Below are 18,357 nucleotides of genomic sequence, written 5' to 3'. Positions count from 1 at the left end.
GGATATGGAAAATTTACTGGCGCTGACCCTGGCCGATGAAACGCCGGAACAGAAAGAGGGGGACGGTCCCTCATTTCGCTGGCGGTGGCTGGGGCGCGGGGTGCTTGAGCTGACGCCGACAGCAAAAAGCGATCTGTCGCTGCTGCTTTCAACGGGCATTCACGGGAATGAAACGGCACCGGTTGAGATTGTCGATCTGCTGCTGCGCGCGCTGTATCGCAATGAGATTGCCCTGACGTGCCGCATGCTGGTGGTGCTCGGCAATCCGCCTGCGCTGGCGGAAAACAAACGGTATCTGGTGAGCGACATTAACCGGATGTTCGGCGGGCGCTGGTCGCAGTTTCCGCAGAGTGACGAAACGGCGCGGGCAGCGTGGCTGGAGAACGTCGTGACCGCGTTTTTTGCCGCTGCGGGACCGGCGCGCTGGCATCTGGATCTGCATACGGCCATCCGCGCGTCCTACCATGTTCGCTTCGGCGTGCTGCCGCAACGCAATCAGCCGTGGGAGGAAGATTTTCTGAGCTGGCTGGGAGACGCCGGGCTGGAGGCGCTGGTGTTTCACCAGTCGCCGGGCGGAACCTTTACGCACTTCACCTGTGAGCACTTTGGTGCGTTGTCCTGTACGCTGGAGCTGGGGAAAGCGCTGCCGTTTGGGCAAAACGATCTCTCTCGCTTTGCACCCACGCATCTCGCCCTGCGGGCGCTGCTGGGAGGAAAGGCTCCCGAGCCTACGCATCAGCCCGTCGAGCGGTACCGGGTCGTACAGCAGATCACGCGCCGCAGCGATGCCTTCCTGCTCCATATGGCCGCGCATACCCTGAACTTCACGCCGTTCCGCAAAGGGGCGCTGCTGGCCGAGGATGGCGAGGAGCGTTATGAGGTGCAGAAAACCACCGAGTATGTTTTATTTCCTAATCCCACCGTGGCGTTTGGCCTGCGTGCCGGACTGATGCTGGAAAAAATATCCTGAACCTTTCCCCTCTCTTCATCCGGGAGGGGAAGTAAAATACCCTTTCTTAGCAATTAAAGCGCCTGTCCGTGTTTTGCAGAATATTCCTGGTGAATTGCTTTATTATTCACCTTCACTCCGTTATACTTTTTCTAAATCGCTTTAAAATCATCGCATTGAATATTTTTTGTTGCAACTCTCCACGCTTTATCCTTATTTCCTCCACATTTGGCGAAAATTTGTTTTTTACACTTTCATTGTTTTACCGTTGCTCTGACTAATTGACGATAAACCCCGTAAAGTTAATCTCGTCAACACGGCATAGCGCCGAAGAATAACTGAAAGAAAGGAAATAAATTATGCGTAAGTTTACTGCACTGTTTGTTGCTTCTACCCTGGCTCTGGGCGCTACCAGCATGGCGTTCGCCGCAGATACTGCGACCACAACCGCTGCCGCGCCTGCTGAAGGCAAAATGATGATGCATCATAAAGGCCCGGGTATGCACAACGAGATGATGATGTTTAAGGATCTCAACCTGACGGATGCGCAGAAACAGCAGATCCGCGATATCCGGAAAAGCGAACGCGACCAGATGAAACGTCCGCCGCTGGAAGAGCGTCGTGCCATGCATGACATCATCGCCAGCGACAGCTTCGACAAGGCGAAAGCCGAAGCGCAGATCGACAAAATGGCCGAGCAGCACAAAGCCCGCATGCTGGCTCACCTGGAAACCCAGAACAAGATCTACAACATTCTGACCCCGGAACAGAAAAAACAATTTAATGCGAATTTTGAGAAGCGTCTGACAGAACGTCCGGCGATGGAAGGTAAAATGCCAGCACCAACCGAATAATCGGTTCACTCTCTTAAGACCGCCGGGATCCTGTCCACAAAAGCGCAAACGCTGTGGACAGGACCGGCGGTTTTTCTTTCCTGCCCTCTTGTCTGCCGCCGCCAGCGCGGTATGCTCCTGTAGTCGCATCAGAGAATGTTTGTAGAGTCATGGCGTTAGCATTTTTATTAACGTTGCGCTAAGGCCTGCCCGCTCTGCTGCCGATACTGTGTCTGTGAATACTTAACGATAACAAACAAGACAGCAACGATAGCAATATCCTTGCCCTGGCACGGGTTGTGCCATTCAGGAGTGGTGATGGAGTTCTTTGATATCCGTAAAATGCCGGTCAGCCTGTGGCGCAATGGCGCGGGTGAAACGCGTGAGATTTGTTGTTTCCCTCCCGCGACGCGTGATTTTCACTGGCGTGCCAGTATCGCGACTATCGCCAGCAACGGCGAATTCTCCTCTTTCCCCGGCGTCGATCGGGTGATTACCTTGCTGGAAGGCGGGGAGGTGACGCTGGATGCCGGTCAGGCGTTCTTCCATACCCTGAAGCACCATCAGCCCTATAGCTTTGCCGGCGACCTGCCGGTGAAAGCGCTGCTGTCCGATGGGCGAATGGCGATGGACTTCAACATCATGACCCGTCGCGACTGCTGCCGGGCGAAGGTGCGCGTGGCTGACCGTACCTTTACCACCTTTGGCACACGCGGGGGCGTGGTGTTTGTGTTAAGCGGGGCGTGGCAGCTGGGTGATAAATTGCTGACGGCCGATCAGGGCGCCAGCTGGGAGGAGGGTACCCATACGCTGCGTCTGCTGGAGGCTCAGGGTACCTTATTGTTCAGCGAAATCACGTGGCTGCCAGGCCATTGAGTTCAATGATCTCAAACTTACCGGACAGCACAGGTTTACAGAGAATTTTGTAGCCATCGTGGTCAAATCCGGCGGGCGTGCGCAGCAGGGTTGCCGCGTCGTTGATATCGTCGACAGCGCCCAGCCAGAGCCAGTTATTGACGATGTGATACTGGGTCATCGCGTCACCCACTTCTTTGAGCGCAACGGCGCTTTCCCAGGGCCAGCACTTCACGCTGATGGCCCCCAGACCGGAGAGGAGCCGTGCGTGGTGCGCCTCAACGCTCTCTTTCCCACAGCAGGCACCGGCACAGCGCTTCAGCGCGGATCGAAAACAGGCGCGTCCGCGCGTGGTCGCCTCAAGGCCCAAAAGGCTGTAGCAAAGCTGGAGCTCGTCCGCCAGCGTCTGCAGCGCCTGAAGTGCAGCACGTTTATTGGCGAACAGTCCGTAGAGATTCGGGGCATGAGAAAAATCGACGTCGCGCGCGTAGACGACCTGTGGCTTGCCCTCGTTGATCTGCAGGGAGCAGAGCTGACGGTTGCGGCGCAGGCGCTTGTTGAACAGCGGCTGTTGTTCTTTTATCAACCGCGCCTCCAGCAACAGCGCGCCCATTTCTCCCGCCGTCTGGAACCAGGTAATGCGTCGCGACTGGCGCAGCATGGCGGCCTCGTCCGGCGTACGCAGATGGGATAATACCCGACTGCGAATGTTAACGCTCTTGCCGATGTAGAGCGGCAGGGTGTCGCTTTCGCCGTGAAAGATGTACACGCCCGGCTGTTTAGGCAATGCTTCAAGCCAGGGGCGAAGGTGCTCGGGATATTCGTAGATAGCCGCCGCTTCAAACTCAAGACGCGGGGCGGATTGACGCCTGCTCACATACTGCTCCATATACTGTTCAGGTATACAGTGTAGCAGGAGTGTGGTGGTTAAAAAAGAGCCGGGTGGCGGCAATGCCTTACCCGGGCAGGACGTGCGGCCTGATGCCCTCACCCCAACCCTCTCCCACGGGAGAGGGCGCAAACACAAAAAACGGTAACCTGGGTTACCGTTTTGCCTTTATTTCCAGAAGTCGTCAAACACCGTAATCGGTGGGCGACGCTTGTGCTCGGTTTTCAGATACCAGCCTTCGATGATCTTCGCGGTGCCTTCATCCAGCTTTTTGCCTTCCAGATAATCGTCAATGTTGTCGTAGGTGACGCCAAGGGCCGCTTCATCCGGCAGGGAAGGGCGATCGTCTTCAAGGTCAGCTGTCGGCGCTTTCTTATACAGATGCTCAGGACAGCCCAGCGCGGCAAGCAGCTGCTTGCCCTGACGTTTGTTCAGGCGGAAGATCGGGTTAATGTCGGTGCCGCCGTCGCCATATTTGGTGAAGAAGCCGGTGATCGCTTCGGCCGCATGGTCGGTGCCGACCACGACGCCTTTGGTCATCCCGGCGATGCTGTACTGCGCTTTCATGCGCTCGCGTGCCTTTTCATTGCCGCGAACGAAATCGCTCAGCTCAATGCCCGCTTCGCGTAACGCCTGCTCGCTTGCCAGCACCGAGCCTTTAATATTCACGGTCAGCACGCGGTCAGGCTGAATGAAGGCAATGGCATCCTGGCAATCCTGCTCGTCTGCCTGTACGCCGTAAGGAAGGCGCACAGCGATAAACTGCAGCGTCTCATCGCCCGTCTCTTCGCGAAGCTCTGAAATGGCCATCTGGCAGAGCTTGCCGGTCAGCGTTGAATCCTGGCCGCCGCTGATGCCCAGCACCAGAGATTTCAGGAAAGAGTTCTTCTTTAAATACGCTTTTAAAAAATCCACGCTGCGGCGGATCTCTTCATTTGCATCTACCGCAGGCTTCGCGCCCAGCGCCTGGATAATCTCTTGTTGCAGAGTCATCACGCTCTCCATAAACAGAATGTGTTAACTGTTAAAACTAACCCTTTGGGCGAGAAACGACAAGGATCACAGTTTCGAGTGCGCTATTTTGCGCCGATTTAGCAGCTTATTGTTGTTTTATTAGAATTTTCCGAAATTCGTCTGGCGTAACGCACAAAGTTGAACAATAGTACTTTTTATCCCATGCTTAGATAACACGCTGATAAACAAGAGGACGGAATATGAACAAGAACGTAGCAGGAATTCTTAGCGCAGCGGCGGTACTGACTATGCTGGCAGGGTGTACGGCTTACGATCGCACCAAGGATCAGTTTACGCAGCCCGTAGTAAAAGACGTTAAAAAGGGGATGACCCGTTCGCAGGTGGCTGCGATTGCCGGTAAACCTTCTTCTGAAGTCACCATGATTCATGCGAAAGGGACCTGCCAGACCTATATCCTGGGTCAACGTGATGGTAAGGCAGAAACCTACTTCGTCGCCCTGGATGATACCGGCCATGTGATCAACTCCGGCTATCAGACCTGTGCTGAATACGACACCGATCCGCAGGCACCTAAGGCGTAGTCACCCTGCTTGCCTGAGGATGTTAACAAACCGGCCCCGGGGCCGGTTTTTTTATGCATCAGAAAATCTTATTTCTTTTCGCGAATTATTTACCCGAAATGTGAGGGTAGTCAACAAGCCAGGTCAATGAGAGACAATTCTAGTCTATCCAGAATTATCCCCTGTCTGTACCATTGCGTATACTCACTCCAACGATAAACAACAGTACGCAAACTACCTGTCTGCCGGGACAGCGAGTCGAGTGATAGCGCGATGGCAGGTAGTCATACAAGAGGGAAATCACGATGGAAAAGAAACATATCTACCTGTTCTGCTCAGCGGGCATGTCAACCTCGCTTCTGGTCTCAAAGATGCGTGCGCAGGCTGAAAAGTATGAAGTCCCTGTGGTGATCGAAGCGTTCCCAGAGACGCTGGCGGGCGAAAAAGGTCAGACAGCCGATGTTGTTTTACTGGGACCGCAAATTGCCTATATGTTGCCCGAAATTCAACGACTGTTACCGAATAAACCGGTCGAAGTGATCGACTCGGGGCTGTACGGCAAGATTGATGGTTTAGGTGTTCTTAAAGCTGCTGTGGCAGCCATTAAAAAAGCTGCTAATTAATTTTTATTTTTCCCGTCAAAGAGTTATTTCACACACAATACGCCGTAACATGCGTTACGGCATTTAAGGGTATTTTCCTATGAGTAAAGTCATCGCTTCACTTGAAAAGGTACTCCTTCCTTTTGCTGTTAAAATAGGAAAGCAGCCTCACGTTAATGCCATCAAAAACGGCTTTATTAAATTAATGCCGTTGACGCTGGCCGGGGCCATGTTCGTTTTAATTAACAACGTTTTTCTGAGCTTTGGTGAAGGTTCCTTCTTTTATTCATTAGGAATTCGGTTAGACGCTTCCACTATTGAAACCCTTAATGGTTTTAAAGCCATCGGCGGCAACGTCTATAACGGTACGTTGGGAATTATGTCGCTGATGGCGCCTTTCTTTATTGGGATGGCGCTGGCAGAAGAGCGTAAGGTCGATCCGCTGGCCGCCGGGTTATTATCCGTCGCCGCCTTTATGACCGTCACGCCTTACAGCGTGGGTGAAGCCTATGCCGTTGGCGCCAATTGGCTGGGTGGGGCTAACATCATCTCCGGTATTGTTATCGGCCTGGTGGTGGCAGAGATGTTCACCTTTATCATCCGTCGAAACTGGGTGATTCGCCTGCCGGATAGCGTACCGGCTTCTGTATCCCGTTCATTTTCCGCGTTGATTCCAGGCTTCATTATTCTCTCCATCATGGGGATTATTGCCTGGGCGCTCTCTCACTGGGGCACAAACTTCCACCAGATCATCATGGACTCTATCTCTACGCCGCTGGCGTCGATGGGGGGCGTGGTCGGTTGGGCGTATGTGATTTTCACCTCTCTGCTGTGGTTCTTTGGCGTGCATGGTTCACTGGCACTGGCTGCGCTGGACAGCGGAATTATGACCCCATGGGCACTGGAAAACGTTGCACTTTATCAGCAGTACGGCTCCGTTGACGCGGCGCTGGCAGCGGGTAAAACCTTCCATGTGTGGGCGAAGCCGATGCTTGACTCCTATATCTTCCTGGGCGGTACCGGGGCGACCTTGGGTCTGATCATCGCGGTCTTTATTGTCTCTCGTCGTGCTGATTACCGTCAGGTGGCGAAGCTGGCGCTGCCATCAGGCATCTTCCAGATTAACGAACCGATTCTGTTCGGTCTGCCAATCATCATGAACCCGGTCATGTTCATTCCGTTCATCCTGATTCAGCCGCTGCTGGCCGCTATCACCCTGACGGCGTACTACATGGGCATCATTCCACCGGTCACCAACATTGCACCGTGGACTATGCCGGCGGGTCTGGGCGCCTTCTTCAACACCAACGGCAGCGTCGCGGCCTTCCTGCTGGCGATATTCAACCTCGGGATTGCCACCCTGCTGTACATGCCATTCGTGGCGATTGCGAACAAAGCCGCCACCATCATTGATGAAGAAGAGAGCGAAGAGGATATTGCCCTCTCACTGAAATTCTAAGATTGACGGCGCGGGGAAACCCGCGCCAGCCACAAGGAGCTTAAAGATGTTAGATTTGGATAGTATTGTCGCAGACGACGCCGCCGAGAACGATCTGGAAGAAGTGGTGATGGGGCTTATCATCAACTCCGGGCAGGCCCGCAGCCTGGCCTATGCCGCACTGAAGCAGGCCAAGCAGGGGAATTTCGCCGCGGCGAAAACCATGATGGAACAGTCCCGCACGGCGCTGAACGAAGCGCACCTGGTGCAGACAAAGCTGATTGAAAGCGATCAGGGCGAAGGGAAGATGAAGGTCAGCCTGGTGCTGGTTCACGCGCAGGATCACCTGATGACCTCGATGCTGGCACGTGAGCTGGTGGCGGAGCTCATTGAGCTTCACGAGAAGATGCAGTAAGTCAGACTGAGTAGCAGGAGGTCAGCACGATGGAAATTAAAACCGCACTTGAACAGCAGCTGTTTAATGGCAAAAATTTTCACGTGGTTATCTACAACAAGACGGAGAGCGCCAGTGGTCTGCATCAGCATGACTACTACGAATTCACGATTGTTCTGACCGGTCGCTACTATCAGGAGATCAACGGTAAGCGCGTCCTGCTTGAACGAGGGGATTTCGTCTTCCTGCCGATGGGGTCTTATCACCAGAGCTTTTACGAATTTGGTGCCACCCGCATTCTGAATGTGGGCGTCAGCAGACGTTTCTTCGAGAAGCACTATCTGCCGCTGGTGCCGTTCTGCTTTGTGGCCTCTCAGGTCTATCGGGTCAAAAACGAGTTCATGACCTGGATTGAAACGGTGATCGCCTCGCTTAACTTCCGCGACAATGAATTTGATGAGTTTATTGAAACGGTGACCTTCTACGTGATGAACCGGCTGCGTCATCATCGTGAAGAGCAGCAGGTGACGGATGATATTCCGCAATGGCTACGCAGCACCGTTGAGCTGATGCACGACAAAGGCCAGTTCAGCGAAAATGCGCTGGAAAATATGGTCTCCCTGTCGGGCAAATCCCAGGAATATCTGACCCGTGCGACGCAGCGTTATTATCGTAAAACGCCCGTGCAAATTATTAATGAAATCCGCATTAATTTTGCTAAAAAACAGCTGGAAATTACCAACTATTCTGTCACCGATATTGCTTACGAGTCAGGATACAGCAGTCCCAGCCTGTTTATTAAAACCTTTAAGAAATTGACGTCATTCACACCGAACAGTTACCGGAAAAATTTGACGGTAATTAATTAACTTTCGGCGGATTACCCGCCACGAATATTGCTTTAATGGCTTGCCCAAATAGCGGGAAGAGCACGCTATACCTTGCAGGCGATTAACCTGATACGCTAAGGGAGATATTATGCAGAAGAAATTAAAAGTCGTAACCATTGGTGGCGGCAGCAGCTATACCCCGGAATTACTTGAAGGTTTCCTGAAACGTTATCATGAATTACCGGTCAGCGAATTATGGCTGGTGGACGTTGAGGAAGGTCAGGAGAAGCTGAATATTATTTTCGACCTGTGCAAGCGCATGGTGGAAAAAGCGGGCGTGCCTCTGACCGTGCATAAAACCCTCGATCGTCGTCTGGCGCTGAAAGATGCGGATTTCGTCACCACCCAGCTGCGCGTCGGCCAGCTGAAGGCGCGTGAGCTGGACGAGCGTATTCCGCTGAGCCACGGGTATCTGGGGCAGGAGACTAACGGCGCGGGTGGCCTGTTTAAAGGCCTGCGTACTATCCCGGTCATTTTCGACATCGTCAAAGACGTACAGGAGATCTGCCCGAACGCGTGGGTCATTAACTTCACCAACCCGGCCGGCATGGTCACTGAAGCGGTCTATCGTCATACCGGCTTCAAACGTTTTATCGGCGTCTGCAACATTCCGATCGGCATGAAGATGTTTATCCGCGACGTGCTGGCGCTGACCGACAGCGACGATCTCTCCATCGATCTGTTCGGCCTGAACCACATGGTGTTTATTAAAGATGTCATCGTGAACGGAAAATCGCGCTTTGCCGAGCTCCTCGACGGCGTAGCCTCCGGTCGTCTGACGGCGGCATCGGTGAAAAACATCTTTGACCTGCCGTTCAGCGAAGGGCTGATCCGCTCGCTGAATCTGCTGCCTTGCTCATACCTGCTTTACTACTTCAAGCAGAAAGAGATGCTGGCCATCGAAATGGGCGAGTATTATAAGGGCGGCGCGCGTGCGCAGATCGTTCAGAAGGTTGAGAAGCAGCTGTTCGATTTGTATAAAGACCCGAACCTGAACGTCAAACCGAAAGAGCTGGAGCAGCGCGGCGGGGCCTACTACTCCGATGCGGCGTGTGAAGTGATCAACGCCATCTACAACGACAAGCAGGCGGAGCACTATGTCAACGTGCCGCACCACGGCCATGTCGACAATATTCCGGCTGACTGGGCCGTCGAAATGACCTGCATCCTGGGACGCGAGGGGGCTAAACCGCATCCACGCATCACCCACTTCGATGACAAGGTCATGGGGCTGATCCACACCATCAAAGGCTTTGAAGTGGCGGCAAGCAACGCGGCGCTGAGCGGTGAGCTCAATGACGTGCTGCTGGCCCTGAACCTCAGCCCGCTGGTGCATTCTGACCGCGACGCGGAGCAGCTGGCCAGCGAGATGATTCTGGCGCATGAAAAGTGGTTGCCGAACTTTGCCGCCACGATCGAGAAGCTGAAGTTCAAACAGCAATAAGAGGACGCACAATGGAAAACCTGCTGATCGTTAATGCTGATGATTTTGGCCTCTCGAAAGGTCAGAACTACGGCATTATTGAAGCCTGTCGCCGGGGGGTTGTGACCTCTACAACGGCACTGGTGAATGGTGAGGCGGTTGAACACGCGGCGCAGCTGAGCCGCGAAGTGCCGGAGCTGGGCGTCGGCATGCATTTTGTGCTGACGCTCGGGATGCCGCTTTCGCCAATGCCGGGCCTGACGCGCGATGGCCAGCTGGGTAAATGGATTTGGGAACTGGCGGAGCAGGGGGCTCTGCCGCTCGAAGAGATTGCCCGCGAGCTGGACTGTCAGTTCAACCGCTTCGTTGATGTGTTTGGTCAGACGCCGACGCACATCGACAGCCATCACCACGTGCATATGATCCCGGCGATTTTCCCGCTTGTCGCCGGGTTTGCACAGCGCAAAGGCGTGGCGATGCGCGTGGATCGCGAGGTGCACGGATTGCCGGACTGCACCGTTACATCCACTGAGGGGTTCAGCAGCGCGTTTTACGGCGACGAGATTGACGACGCGCTGTTCCTGAAGGTGCTGGATGATTCCGCCGCGCGGGGTGAACGTTCGCTGGAGGTCATGGCACATCCTGCCTTTGTCGATAACACCGTGCGTAAAAGCGCCTACTGCTGGCCGCGACTGGCGGAGCTGGATGTGCTGACGTCGCCGTCGTTGAAATACGCGATTGCCGAGCGCGGGTATCGGTTGGGGACGTTCGGGGATCTTTGAAATAAAGCCCGGTGGCGGCTTCGCCTTACCGGGGCTACAAAACCAATCGAATGTAGGCCGGGTAAGCGCGAGCGCCACCCGGCTTTTTTTACGCCGGAATCTGATCGATCTTGCTGCTTCGCGACCAGACGCGGTGCGCGGCGAGCAAATCAAACAGCTTCGTCATAAAGGCATCGTCAACGTTATCTCCCTCGACAATCCCGTCCTCACCCTGATCGGCCACCTTCAGCTGCGCTTTGAACTGTCGCGCGTCGCCGGACAGCGCGATCGGCTTCAGGTGCTTATAGGCTTCCAGCAGATAATAGACGGCGTCGCCGTTGGTCAGCAGGCTGGCAATATCCCCGCACGGCACGATCACCGCATCGACGGTCAGCGATGGCGCACCGGCAAAGGTCGCCGCGACCGGCAGCACAGAACCATCGTCGGCCGTCACTTCACCCATGCGGGAATAGAGCAGTTTGGCATGCACGCCCTGGGTTTTCAGCGCCTGCATAATCCCCAGCACGTCGCTGGCGCGGGTTTTGTCGTTCAGCAGAATGGCGACCACGCGGCCTTTAATCGAGCCGCCTGGCACCGCATACAGGCTCAGCGACGGATCTTTCTTCACGCCGTTAACCTCTTTCGGCGGAGCAAGGTTACGTTGCTCATCGGTCAGCGTAATGCCCAGGTTATCCGCGACGCTCTGGGCAAGCTGAATATCAATATGCGCCAGCTGATCGACCACGCGCTCGCGGATGTAGGTGCGCACCACTTTACTCAGCTCGAAGCTGAAACCGCCGATGATGTGCTGTTGCTCAATCGGCGTCTGGCTGTTCCAGAACAGGCGAGGGTGGGCGTAATACTCACCGAACGAGGGGCTGCGCTCGCGAATTTTATTGCCATCGATACGCTCCTGATACGATTCGAATCCACCGCGTTTCGGTCCGGGAGGCGTTTCACGCGGCCAGTTATCGTTGATGGAGTTCGGCTCATAGTTTGCCGGGTTGGTATCAATATCCTGACGGTGCATCCCGTCGCGCTGGAAGTTGTGATACGGGCAGGTTGGGCGGTTAATCGGAATTTCGTGGAAGTTCGGCCCGCCGAGTCGGCTAATCTGCGTATCGGTATAGGAGAACAGGCGTCCCTGCAGGAGCGGATCGTTGGTGAAGTCCAGCCCCGGCACAATATGCCCCGGGTGGAACGCGGCCTGCTCGTTTTCGGCAAAGAAGTTATCCGGGTTACGGTTTAGCACCATTTTACCCACCAGCTGCACCGGCACCAGCTCTTCCGGGATCAGCTTCGTCGGGTCCAGAAGGTCGAAATCGAACTTAAATTCGTCCTCTTCCGGTATGAGCTGCAGGCCAAGTTCGTATTCCGGGAAGTCGCCCGCTTCAATGGATTCCCACAGCTCGCGGCGATGGAAGTCCGGATCGCGCCCGGTCAGCTTCTGCGCCTCGTCCCACACCAGCGAGGCTTTACCCGCGACAGGCTTCCAGTGGAAGCGGACAAACGTGGCTTTCCCCTCGGCATTGATCAGACGGAAGGTATGGATACCAAACCCCTCCATGGTGCGGTAGCTGCGCGGAATGCCGCGGTCTGACATCGCCCACATCACGTTGTGTAAGGTTTCAGGCTGCAGGGAAACATAGTCCCAGAAGGTGTCGTGCGCACTTTGTCCCTGCGGTATGGCCCAGTGGGGCTCCGGTTTTACCGCATGGACAAAGTCAGGAAATTTATGCGCGTCCTGAATGAAAAACACCGGCGTGTTATTGCCGACCAGATCGAAAATACCCTCTTCGGTATAAAACTTGGTGGCAAAGCCGCGGATATCCCGGACGGTATCTGCCGACCCCGCGCCGCCCTGCACGGTGGAGAAACGCACAAACACCGGGGTGATTTTATCCGGGTCGGAGAGGAAATCCGCTTTGGTGATCGCTTTCAGGCTCTTGTAGGGCTGGAAGTAGCCGTGCGCCGCGGAACCGCGCGCGTGGACGATGCGTTCCGGTATCCGCTCGTGGTCAAAATGGGTGATTTTTTCCCGCAGGATAAAGTCTTCCAGCAGGGTCGGCCCGCGCGTGCCTGCGCGAAGGGAGTTTTGATCGTCAGCAATGCGTACGCCCTGATTGGTCGTGAGCGCGAAACCTTCACCGCCTTTTCGGTGTGGTTCAAGAGATTTCAGCTTCTCGTTTCCCGTGTCCGGCGATTTCATGCTTCCCGGTGCGGTAGGCTGTTCGCCCGGTGCGGAGGGACCAGGGGAGGGGCGGTGAGAGCCGTCAGCAGGGGCGAGAGAGTCCATACCCGGTTGATATTCTTCAGTGCCATGAATGGGTGATTGATGTGTTTTATCTTTGTTCGACATTGCACGCTTCTCCTTTATCCATTGCTAAAAACCCTATTAAGGATAGAACAATGTCGCGACATGGTTCGCGAACTAAGAGTTTTCATATGCCGTGATTAGCGAAAGGAGCCATCTCACCCACTCGGAGCGCGACGGAAGGCAGCAGGATCGGCTATCATAGAATTTTCCTGCTTCAAGAATTTGCTTTAGTGAATCCGTTGCTTATGAAACCTCTTCGTCAACAAAACCGCCAGGTTATTAGCTATGTGCCCCGCGTTGAACCCGCGCCGCCAGACCATGCCCTGAAAGTGGAGGGCTTTCGCGATGTGTGGCAGTTACGGGGGAAATACGTGGCCTTTGTGCTGGTCGGCGAGCATTTCCGTCGCTCTCCCACCTTTACGGTGCCGGAGTCCGCACAGCGGTGGGCGATGCAGATCCGCCAGGATGAAGAGGTTGAAGAATAACAGCCATAAAAAAACCGCCATCAGGCGGTTTTTTTATTTCTAACGTGTTTAGCGGTGCGCCAGCTCGGCGTCGTCTTCACTTTCCAGAATCGCTTTGTCGGTCTGCTTCAGCCACTGGCTGGTCAGCGTACCGGCGGTCATGGAGCCGCTCACGTTCAGCGCGGTACGACCCATGTCGATCAGCGGCTCAACGGAGATCAGCAGGGCGACCAGCGTCACGGGCAGACCCAGCGCAGGCAGCACAATCAGCGCGGCGAAGGTTGCACCGCCGCCAACACCCGCAACGCCTGCGGAGCTTACGGTGACAATCCCGACCAGCGTGGCGATCCAGACCGGATCCAGCGGGTTGATGCCGACTGTAGGAGCAACCATTACCGCCAGCATCGCCGGGTACAGACCCGCACAGCCGTTCTGACCAATGGTGGCACCAAAGGAGGCAGAGAAGCTGGCGATAGATTCAGGCACGCCCAGACGACGGGTTTGCGCTTCAACGTTCAGCGGGATAGACGCGGCGCTGGAACGACTGGTGAAGGCAAAGGTCAGTACCGGCCAGACCTTACGGAAGTACTTCAGCGGGCTGACGCCGTTCACGCCCAGCAGGATGCCGTGTACCACAAACATAATGCCCAGGCCGAGATACGAGGCGACAACGAAGCTGCCCAGCTTAATGATGTCCTGCAGGTTAGAGCCGGCAACCACTTTGGTCATCAGCGCCAGCACGCCGTAAGGGGTGAGCTGCATGACCAGACGGACCAGCTTCATCACCCAGCTTTGCAGGGTGTCAATTGCGGTCAGCACGCGTTCGCCTTTTGGCGCATCGTCTTTCAGCAACTTCAGCGCCGCTACGCCCAGGAACGCGGCGAAAATAACCACGCTGATGATCGAGGTTGGGCTCGCACCGGTCAGGTCAGCAAACGGGTTCTTCGGAATGAAGGAGAGCACCATCTGCGGCACGGTCAGGTCAGCCACTTTCCCAACGTAGTTGGTCTGAATCGCGGTCAGACGCGCCGTTTCAGCGGTACCCTGAACCAGACCCTCTGCAGTCAGACCAAACAGGTTAGTGACCAGCACACCCACCAGCGCGGCAATCAGCGTGGTGAACAGCAGCGTGCCGATGGTCAGGAAACTGATTTTTCCCAACTGGGTCGCGTTGTGCAGGCGGGCAACGGCGCTCAGAATAGAGGCGAAGACCAGCGGCATAACGATCATCTGCAGCAGCTGGACATAGCCGTTACCGACAATGTTGAACCACTGAATGGAATCTTTCAGAACTGGATTATCGGAGCCATAAATTGCCTGTAATGCCAGACCAAATACGACACCCATGGCCAGACCAACCAGCACCTTTTTCGCCAGGCTCCACTGTTTGTGGCGCGCCTGCGCGAGAAGCAATAGCAATACAGCGAACACAACGACGTTCGCGATGAGTGGAAAATTCATCCCCGTTCTCCTGATTTATTATCGGGTCGGTTTTTACCGATCCTGTTGGCGGAAGGTTAGCAGAAGTGTGATGTAGCGCTTATATCCAAATGGAATGGGTTATGACAAATGGGATAATTTTGTTGGTTTACTGTTCAATCTGGTGATGAATAAAGCGATTGAACTGAAATTGCAGCGAATTAATCATCTGGGAAGACCAGCGGACTGCACTGTTTTCGGGCAACGTTTGCGGCATCCAGACGGCGTAAGCAAACAGCGCCATGCACAAGACGCGCTCCAGCTGGTTCCCTTTCTGCGGTGCCAGGATGGGAAAACGGAAGCGCCAGCGGCAGGGCCACAGCAGCGGTACGCCCGCGGGCGTCAGCATATCGGCCAGAATATGGCTTAAATATCCCAGCACCATCCCCTGAATGGCATCACCGGGGACGATCCAGCTTTCGGGCACTTTCAAATAGAAAAGCGTCAGCAGGCCAAACACGGCCAGCAGGCTGTGCGTAAACCCCCGGTGGCCGAACGCGCGGGCGATGGGTTTCGATACCCACTTCAGGCGCTGTCCGAGGAACGACTTGGGGTGGTCGATGTCGGGCAGCAGACAGGTCAATACGGCGGAAGGGACGATATGCCACCAGTCCCCCTGTGCCAGCACGGGGGTGAGTTCAGCGTTTTTGGCAAATACTGCGCACGCGATAGAAAAAAGCAGGTGGCCTTCCGCCGTCATGATAAAACCCACAAAACTGTCAATTCATACAGTATAGGGTTTTTATACAGTAGGCGGAAGAGGTGACGGTGTAACTGTTTGTCACAAACCGGAGGAGGGCGTTAACCGCCCTGCAGATGGCGCGCCGTCAGTTCTGCCAGTGAATGTAGCTTCACATCGGCAAGCGCGAACCGGGGATCGTGGCGGCCTTCTTCCGCAGGCACCACAATGGAGCGCATCCGCGCGGCTTTAGAGGCCACCATGCCGTTAACGGAATCTTCCAGCGCAACGCAGTTGAGGGGATCCAGACCGAGCTTAGCGGCACAGTCCAGATAGACCTGCGGGTGCGGCTTGCTGTAAGGCAATTTCTCAGCGGAGGCAAGCGCGTCGAAACTGTCGCGCAGTTCAAACATGACGAGCACTTTTTCCAGCATATGCAGCGGTGACGCCGAGGCCAGGCCGACCTTCAGCCCCTGGGCTTTACACAGCGCGACCGCCTCACGTACGCCGGGCAGCAGCGGCTTGCTCTCTTCTACCAGCGAAATGGCGCGGCTGATAATGCGCGCGGTCACTTCATCACGACCTGGTCCAGCCCACGGCTGTTGGGCATACCACAGGTCAACCACCATATCGATGCGCAGGCCCAGCGTATCGGGAAGTTCATTACGGCGGCTGATATCCACGCCCAGGCTGGCCATGACGTCCAGTTCAGCGCGATCCCACAACGGTTCGGAATCGATCAGTAATCCATCCATGTCAAAAATTGCGGCAAGAATTTGGCGCGGTGTCGACATCACAACGTCTCCTTATCCAGGGTGTTCGACAGACGATAAGTGCTAAGCACACTCTGCAATTTAGCATATTGCTTTTAAAGAGCGGGCGAAATTGATGACCAGCAGGTAGACTTAGGCACAAATAACGCGTCTTTATGAAGAGGAACTGATGACGTATCAACAAGCTGGACGCATTGCGGTCTTAAAACGTATTGCTGGCTGGGTGATTTTTATTCCTGCCGTCATTTCTACGCTGATTTCTGTACTCAAATTTATGTACGATCACAGCGAAAAACAGCCGGGTATCAATGCGGTTATGCTTGATTTTGCGCATGTGATGATTGAGATGATGCGTTTTAATACGCCATTCTTGAATGTCTTCTGGTTTAACTCACCCACCCCGGATTTTCACCATCAGCTGAATATCGGCTTTTGGGTGATATACGCCCTGATCTTTGTTGCGCTGGCGCTGCAGGCCTCTGGCGCACGAATGAGCCGTCAGACGCGCTTCTTACGCGAGGGCGTTGAGGACCAGCTCATTCTGGAGCAGGCCAAAGGCCCGGAAGGCATGAGCCGGGAGCAGATTGAATCCCGCATTGTTGTGCCGCGCCACACTATTTTCCTGCAAATCTTCCCGCTCTATATCCTTCCCGTGATGATCATTGTGGCAGGATACTTCTCCTTCTCACTGCTCGGTTTTCTGTAACCGATACGGGTGGCGGCAAGGCCACCCGTTAGCGTCTCAGGCGGCAAGCATGCGCTCAAGCGCACGCTGTGCGTTAACCAGGTGCTCCCCACCAAAAAGTATGGCGCGGTTCATCAGCGTATAAAGCTGGTACACCGGTTGACGGTCGAGGAAGCCGGGCGGCAGGGGAGAAACCGACTGATAACCGTCATATATCTGCGGCGGTTGTTCAGGGTGCAGCGGCAGCATGGCAAGGTCACACTCTCGGTCACCCCAGTAGCAGGCCGGGTCGAAGATATAGGGGCCGTTGGGCCCCAGCGCGCAGTTATCGGACCACAAATCACCGTGGAGCAGAGACGCCTGAGGCTGGTGGGAGGCCAGACGCTGCTGCACGTGCTCGACGATGGCGTCTATATTGCCAAATTCCAGCCCTTTCTCGGCGGCAAGCTCAAGCTGCCAGCCAATACGCTGCTCGGCAAAAAAGGTCGACCAGCGACGCTGCCAGGCATTGGGCTGTGGCGTGGTGGAGAGGTCATTGTCAAAATCGAGACCAAACTGCGGCTGGTCGCTCCACTGATGGAGGCGTGCTAGCTGCTGGCCAAGAATGAAAGCGTTATGGGCATCCAGCGGACGGGCGGGGAGATATTCCATGACCAGAAAACTGTAATCGCGGTCGCTACCGACGGCCAGCACCTGCGGGACCGTCACCGTTTTACTGCGCGACAACAGTTCAAGCTGATCGGCTTCGGCGGTAAATATCGGAAGCAGTTCACGTTCATCGCATTTTACGAAGAGATCGCGCCCTGCGTAGCGTAAATGCCACGCGGCGTGGATCTCTCCGCCTGGCAGTTCGTTACGCAGTTCAATTTCACCTTCACCCAGCTGCTCACTTAAAAGATGACTGATAGCCTGCCACATGTTGACTCTCCCATGTTGTCTGCCAGATCATAAAGTTAGCGCATTATTGCGGTAAAAAAATACGAACTAACGCACACCTGAGCGGTTTAATTTCATACAGGGCACTTATTGTTCTTTTTTCTGCCAGTTTTCCCAGGTGTCGACGTCAATTTCGGCTGGCTTGTCGGTCACACTTTCCACCAGACTGGCGGCCAGCGCATGAACCTCTTCTTTATTAAGGGCACCGATCAGACCAAATGCCAGGGTGCCTAAATCATGAATATTGCCCTCGTCATCCGTGAGCGTGAGGAGAAAATTAGCCCGGGTGAAGGCGTTGTTGAGCTCATTCAGCTCGGTCAGCGATGCTTCATGAAGGTTGACGGTTACGACGTAGCGGGTGATGTCACCACTGCTCATAATTCACCTCATTGTTATCATGGAAGTTTTCTTAGCATAGTCGATAGTTTGCGTTTGGCGACTCGGTGATGACATTC

General features: G+C 54.9%; 20 protein-coding genes. 12 read left to right on the top strand and 8 right to left on the bottom strand.

Translation table 11 applies throughout. The features are described 5' to 3' along the window. Nucleotides 1–4: 4 nt before the first annotated feature. The 3 genes from astE to ves all read left to right on the top strand — a co-directional run bounded on the left by astE (nt 5) and on the right by ves (nt 2,658). A complete protein-coding gene (gene astE, locus BFG58_RS05500) occupies nt 5–970 on the top strand; it encodes a succinylglutamate desuccinylase (protein WP_069719422.1) in 966 nt (321 codons plus the stop codon). A 338-nt stretch (nt 971–1,308) separates the two neighbouring features. Beyond that, the gene (gene spy, locus BFG58_RS05495) at nt 1,309–1,803 is read left to right on the top strand and encodes an ATP-independent periplasmic protein-refolding chaperone Spy (protein WP_008500682.1); all 495 of its coding nucleotides are present in this window, start codon (nt 1,309–1,311) and stop codon (nt 1,801–1,803) included. A gap of 297 nt (nt 1,804–2,100) precedes the next feature. Then, nucleotides 2,101–2,658: an environmental stress-induced protein Ves gene (gene ves / locus BFG58_RS05490; RefSeq protein ID WP_021241069.1), complete on the top strand. Its 558-nt coding sequence runs from the start codon at nt 2,101–2,103 to the stop codon at nt 2,656–2,658. Here ves and cho read toward each other — a convergent pair. Both cho and nadE read right to left on the bottom strand, forming a co-directional pair. Next, on the bottom strand, nt 2,636–3,514 hold the full coding sequence (gene cho / locus BFG58_RS05485) for an excinuclease Cho (RefSeq protein ID WP_069719666.1): 879 nt from the start codon (nt 3,512–3,514) through the stop codon (nt 2,636–2,638). The genes ves and cho overlap by 23 nt on opposite strands. A 180-nt stretch (nt 3,515–3,694) precedes the next feature. Beyond that, entirely contained in the window at nt 3,695–4,519 is an 825-nt protein-coding gene (nadE, locus tag BFG58_RS05480; protein ID WP_023292679.1) for an ammonia-dependent NAD(+) synthetase, read from the bottom strand. Between the two features lie 221 nt (nt 4,520–4,740). On the opposite strand from nadE, the gene osmE reads away from it, so the two are divergent. The 7 genes from osmE (at nt 4,741) to chbG (ending at nt 10,590) form a co-directional block, all read left to right on the top strand. Continuing rightward, nucleotides 4,741–5,082 carry an osmotically-inducible lipoprotein OsmE gene (osmE, locus tag BFG58_RS05475; RefSeq protein ID WP_008500677.1) on the top strand — a complete coding sequence of 114 codons (342 nt, stop codon included), beginning with the start codon at nt 4,741–4,743 and terminating at the stop codon, nt 5,080–5,082. 284 nt (nt 5,083–5,366) lie between these two features. After that, the gene (gene chbB, locus BFG58_RS05470) at nt 5,367–5,684 is read left to right on the top strand and encodes a PTS N,N'-diacetylchitobiose transporter subunit IIB (protein ID WP_008500676.1); all 318 of its coding nucleotides are present in this window, start codon (nt 5,367–5,369) and stop codon (nt 5,682–5,684) included. A gap of 79 nt (nt 5,685–5,763) precedes the next feature. Continuing rightward, a complete protein-coding gene (gene chbC / locus BFG58_RS05465; RefSeq protein ID WP_023311283.1) occupies nt 5,764–7,122 on the top strand; it encodes a PTS N,N'-diacetylchitobiose transporter subunit IIC in 1,359 nt (452 codons plus the stop codon). Nucleotides 7,123–7,168: 46 nt separating this feature from the next. Next, nucleotides 7,169–7,516 (top strand): PTS N,N'-diacetylchitobiose transporter subunit IIA, encoded by a 348-nt coding sequence (gene chbA, locus BFG58_RS05460; protein ID WP_069719421.1) that lies wholly within the window; start codon nt 7,169–7,171, stop codon nt 7,514–7,516. 29 nt (nt 7,517–7,545) lie between these two features. Then, nucleotides 7,546–8,364 carry a transcriptional regulator ChbR gene (gene chbR, locus BFG58_RS05455; protein WP_029740446.1) on the top strand — a complete coding sequence of 273 codons (819 nt, stop codon included), beginning with the start codon at nt 7,546–7,548 and terminating at the stop codon, nt 8,362–8,364. A gap of 109 nt (nt 8,365–8,473) precedes the next feature. Then, nucleotides 8,474–9,829 carry a 6-phospho-beta-glucosidase gene (locus BFG58_RS05450; RefSeq protein WP_045910256.1) on the top strand — a complete coding sequence of 452 codons (1,356 nt, stop codon included), beginning with the start codon at nt 8,474–8,476 and terminating at the stop codon, nt 9,827–9,829. 11 nt (nt 9,830–9,840) lie between these two features. Continuing rightward, on the top strand, nt 9,841–10,590 hold the full coding sequence (chbG, locus tag BFG58_RS05445) for a chitin disaccharide deacetylase (protein ID WP_069719420.1): 750 nt from the start codon (nt 9,841–9,843) through the stop codon (nt 10,588–10,590). 88 nt (nt 10,591–10,678) lie between these two features. On the opposite strand, the gene katE is transcribed toward chbG, so the two are convergent. Then, complete coding sequence (gene katE / locus BFG58_RS05440; protein WP_069719419.1) at nt 10,679–12,928, bottom strand: catalase HPII; 2,250 nt, start codon at nt 12,926–12,928, stop codon at nt 10,679–10,681. A 167-nt stretch (nt 12,929–13,095) separates the two neighbouring features. On the opposite strand from katE, the gene cedA reads away from it, so the two are divergent. Continuing rightward, entirely contained in the window at nt 13,096–13,371 is a 276-nt protein-coding gene (cedA, locus tag BFG58_RS05435) for a cell division activator CedA (protein ID WP_258526576.1), read from the top strand. A 48-nt stretch (nt 13,372–13,419) separates the two neighbouring features. On the opposite strand, the gene BFG58_RS05430 is transcribed toward cedA, so the two are convergent. The 3 genes from BFG58_RS05430 to hxpB all read right to left on the bottom strand — a co-directional run bounded on the left by BFG58_RS05430 (nt 13,420) and on the right by hxpB (nt 16,302). Continuing rightward, nucleotides 13,420–14,811, bottom strand: coding sequence for an L-cystine transporter (locus BFG58_RS05430; protein ID WP_045336125.1), 1,392 nt, complete (start codon nt 14,809–14,811; stop codon nt 13,420–13,422). 127 nt (nt 14,812–14,938) lie between these two features. Then, nucleotides 14,939–15,529: a metal-dependent hydrolase gene (locus BFG58_RS05425; RefSeq protein ID WP_032644865.1), complete on the bottom strand. Its 591-nt coding sequence runs from the start codon at nt 15,527–15,529 to the stop codon at nt 14,939–14,941. 101 nt (nt 15,530–15,630) lie between these two features. After that, nucleotides 15,631–16,302: a hexitol phosphatase HxpB gene (gene hxpB / locus BFG58_RS05420; RefSeq protein ID WP_045910259.1), complete on the bottom strand. Its 672-nt coding sequence runs from the start codon at nt 16,300–16,302 to the stop codon at nt 15,631–15,633. Nucleotides 16,303–16,450: 148 nt separating this feature from the next. On the opposite strand from hxpB, the gene BFG58_RS05415 reads away from it, so the two are divergent. Next, a complete protein-coding gene (locus BFG58_RS05415) occupies nt 16,451–16,987 on the top strand; it encodes a YniB family protein (RefSeq protein ID WP_069719418.1) in 537 nt (178 codons plus the stop codon). A gap of 36 nt (nt 16,988–17,023) precedes the next feature. Here BFG58_RS05415 and BFG58_RS05410 read toward each other — a convergent pair whose 3' ends face one another. Together BFG58_RS05410 and ghoS are read right to left on the bottom strand one after the other, a co-directional pair. Further along, complete coding sequence (locus BFG58_RS05410) at nt 17,024–17,884, bottom strand: fructosamine kinase family protein (protein ID WP_008500662.1); 861 nt, start codon at nt 17,882–17,884, stop codon at nt 17,024–17,026. A 105-nt stretch (nt 17,885–17,989) separates the two neighbouring features. Further along, entirely contained in the window at nt 17,990–18,280 is a 291-nt protein-coding gene (gene ghoS / locus BFG58_RS05405) for a type V toxin-antitoxin system endoribonuclease antitoxin GhoS (RefSeq protein ID WP_048027535.1), read from the bottom strand. Nucleotides 18,281–18,357: the final 77 nt, after the last annotated feature.

This window comes from Enterobacter sp. ku-bf2 (assembly GCF_001742765.1).
GTDB classification, from domain to species: domain Bacteria; phylum Pseudomonadota; class Gammaproteobacteria; order Enterobacterales; family Enterobacteriaceae; genus Enterobacter; species Enterobacter quasiroggenkampii.
Note: the sequence above shows the minus strand (reverse complement) of the source record. Positions and strands in the feature narration are given on the sequence as shown.

What these genes read in the sequence shown, in the direction of transcription:
- astE (WP_069719422.1), top strand. Translation starts at nt 5, where the DNA reads ATGGAAAATTTACTGGCGCTGACCCTGGCCGATGAAACGCCGGAACAG.
- spy (WP_008500682.1), top strand. Translation starts at nt 1,309, where the DNA reads ATGCGTAAGTTTACTGCACTGTTTGTTGCTTCTACCCTGGCTCTGGGC.
- ves (WP_021241069.1), top strand. Translation starts at nt 2,101, where the DNA reads ATGGAGTTCTTTGATATCCGTAAAATGCCGGTCAGCCTGTGGCGCAAT.
- nadE (WP_023292679.1), bottom strand. Translation starts at nt 4,519, where the DNA reads ATGACTCTGCAACAAGAGATTATCCAGGCGCTGGGCGCGAAGCCTGCG.
- osmE (WP_008500677.1), top strand. Translation starts at nt 4,741, where the DNA reads ATGAACAAGAACGTAGCAGGAATTCTTAGCGCAGCGGCGGTACTGACT.
- chbB (WP_008500676.1), top strand. Translation starts at nt 5,367, where the DNA reads ATGGAAAAGAAACATATCTACCTGTTCTGCTCAGCGGGCATGTCAACC.
- chbC (WP_023311283.1), top strand. Translation starts at nt 5,764, where the DNA reads ATGAGTAAAGTCATCGCTTCACTTGAAAAGGTACTCCTTCCTTTTGCT.
- chbA (WP_069719421.1), top strand. Translation starts at nt 7,169, where the DNA reads ATGTTAGATTTGGATAGTATTGTCGCAGACGACGCCGCCGAGAACGAT.
- chbR (WP_029740446.1), top strand. Translation starts at nt 7,546, where the DNA reads ATGGAAATTAAAACCGCACTTGAACAGCAGCTGTTTAATGGCAAAAAT.
- BFG58_RS05450 (WP_045910256.1), top strand. Translation starts at nt 8,474, where the DNA reads ATGCAGAAGAAATTAAAAGTCGTAACCATTGGTGGCGGCAGCAGCTAT.
- chbG (WP_069719420.1), top strand. Translation starts at nt 9,841, where the DNA reads ATGGAAAACCTGCTGATCGTTAATGCTGATGATTTTGGCCTCTCGAAA.
- katE (WP_069719419.1), bottom strand. Translation starts at nt 12,928, where the DNA reads ATGTCGAACAAAGATAAAACACATCAATCACCCATTCATGGCACTGAA.
- BFG58_RS05430 (WP_045336125.1), bottom strand. Translation starts at nt 14,811, where the DNA reads ATGAATTTTCCACTCATCGCGAACGTCGTTGTGTTCGCTGTATTGCTA.
- BFG58_RS05425 (WP_032644865.1), bottom strand. Translation starts at nt 15,529, where the DNA reads ATGACGGCGGAAGGCCACCTGCTTTTTTCTATCGCGTGCGCAGTATTT.
- hxpB (WP_045910259.1), bottom strand. Translation starts at nt 16,302, where the DNA reads ATGTCGACACCGCGCCAAATTCTTGCCGCAATTTTTGACATGGATGGA.
- BFG58_RS05415 (WP_069719418.1), top strand. Translation starts at nt 16,451, where the DNA reads ATGACGTATCAACAAGCTGGACGCATTGCGGTCTTAAAACGTATTGCT.
- BFG58_RS05410 (WP_008500662.1), bottom strand. Translation starts at nt 17,884, where the DNA reads ATGTGGCAGGCTATCAGTCATCTTTTAAGTGAGCAGCTGGGTGAAGGT.
- ghoS (WP_048027535.1), bottom strand. Translation starts at nt 18,280, where the DNA reads ATGAGCAGTGGTGACATCACCCGCTACGTCGTAACCGTCAACCTTCAT.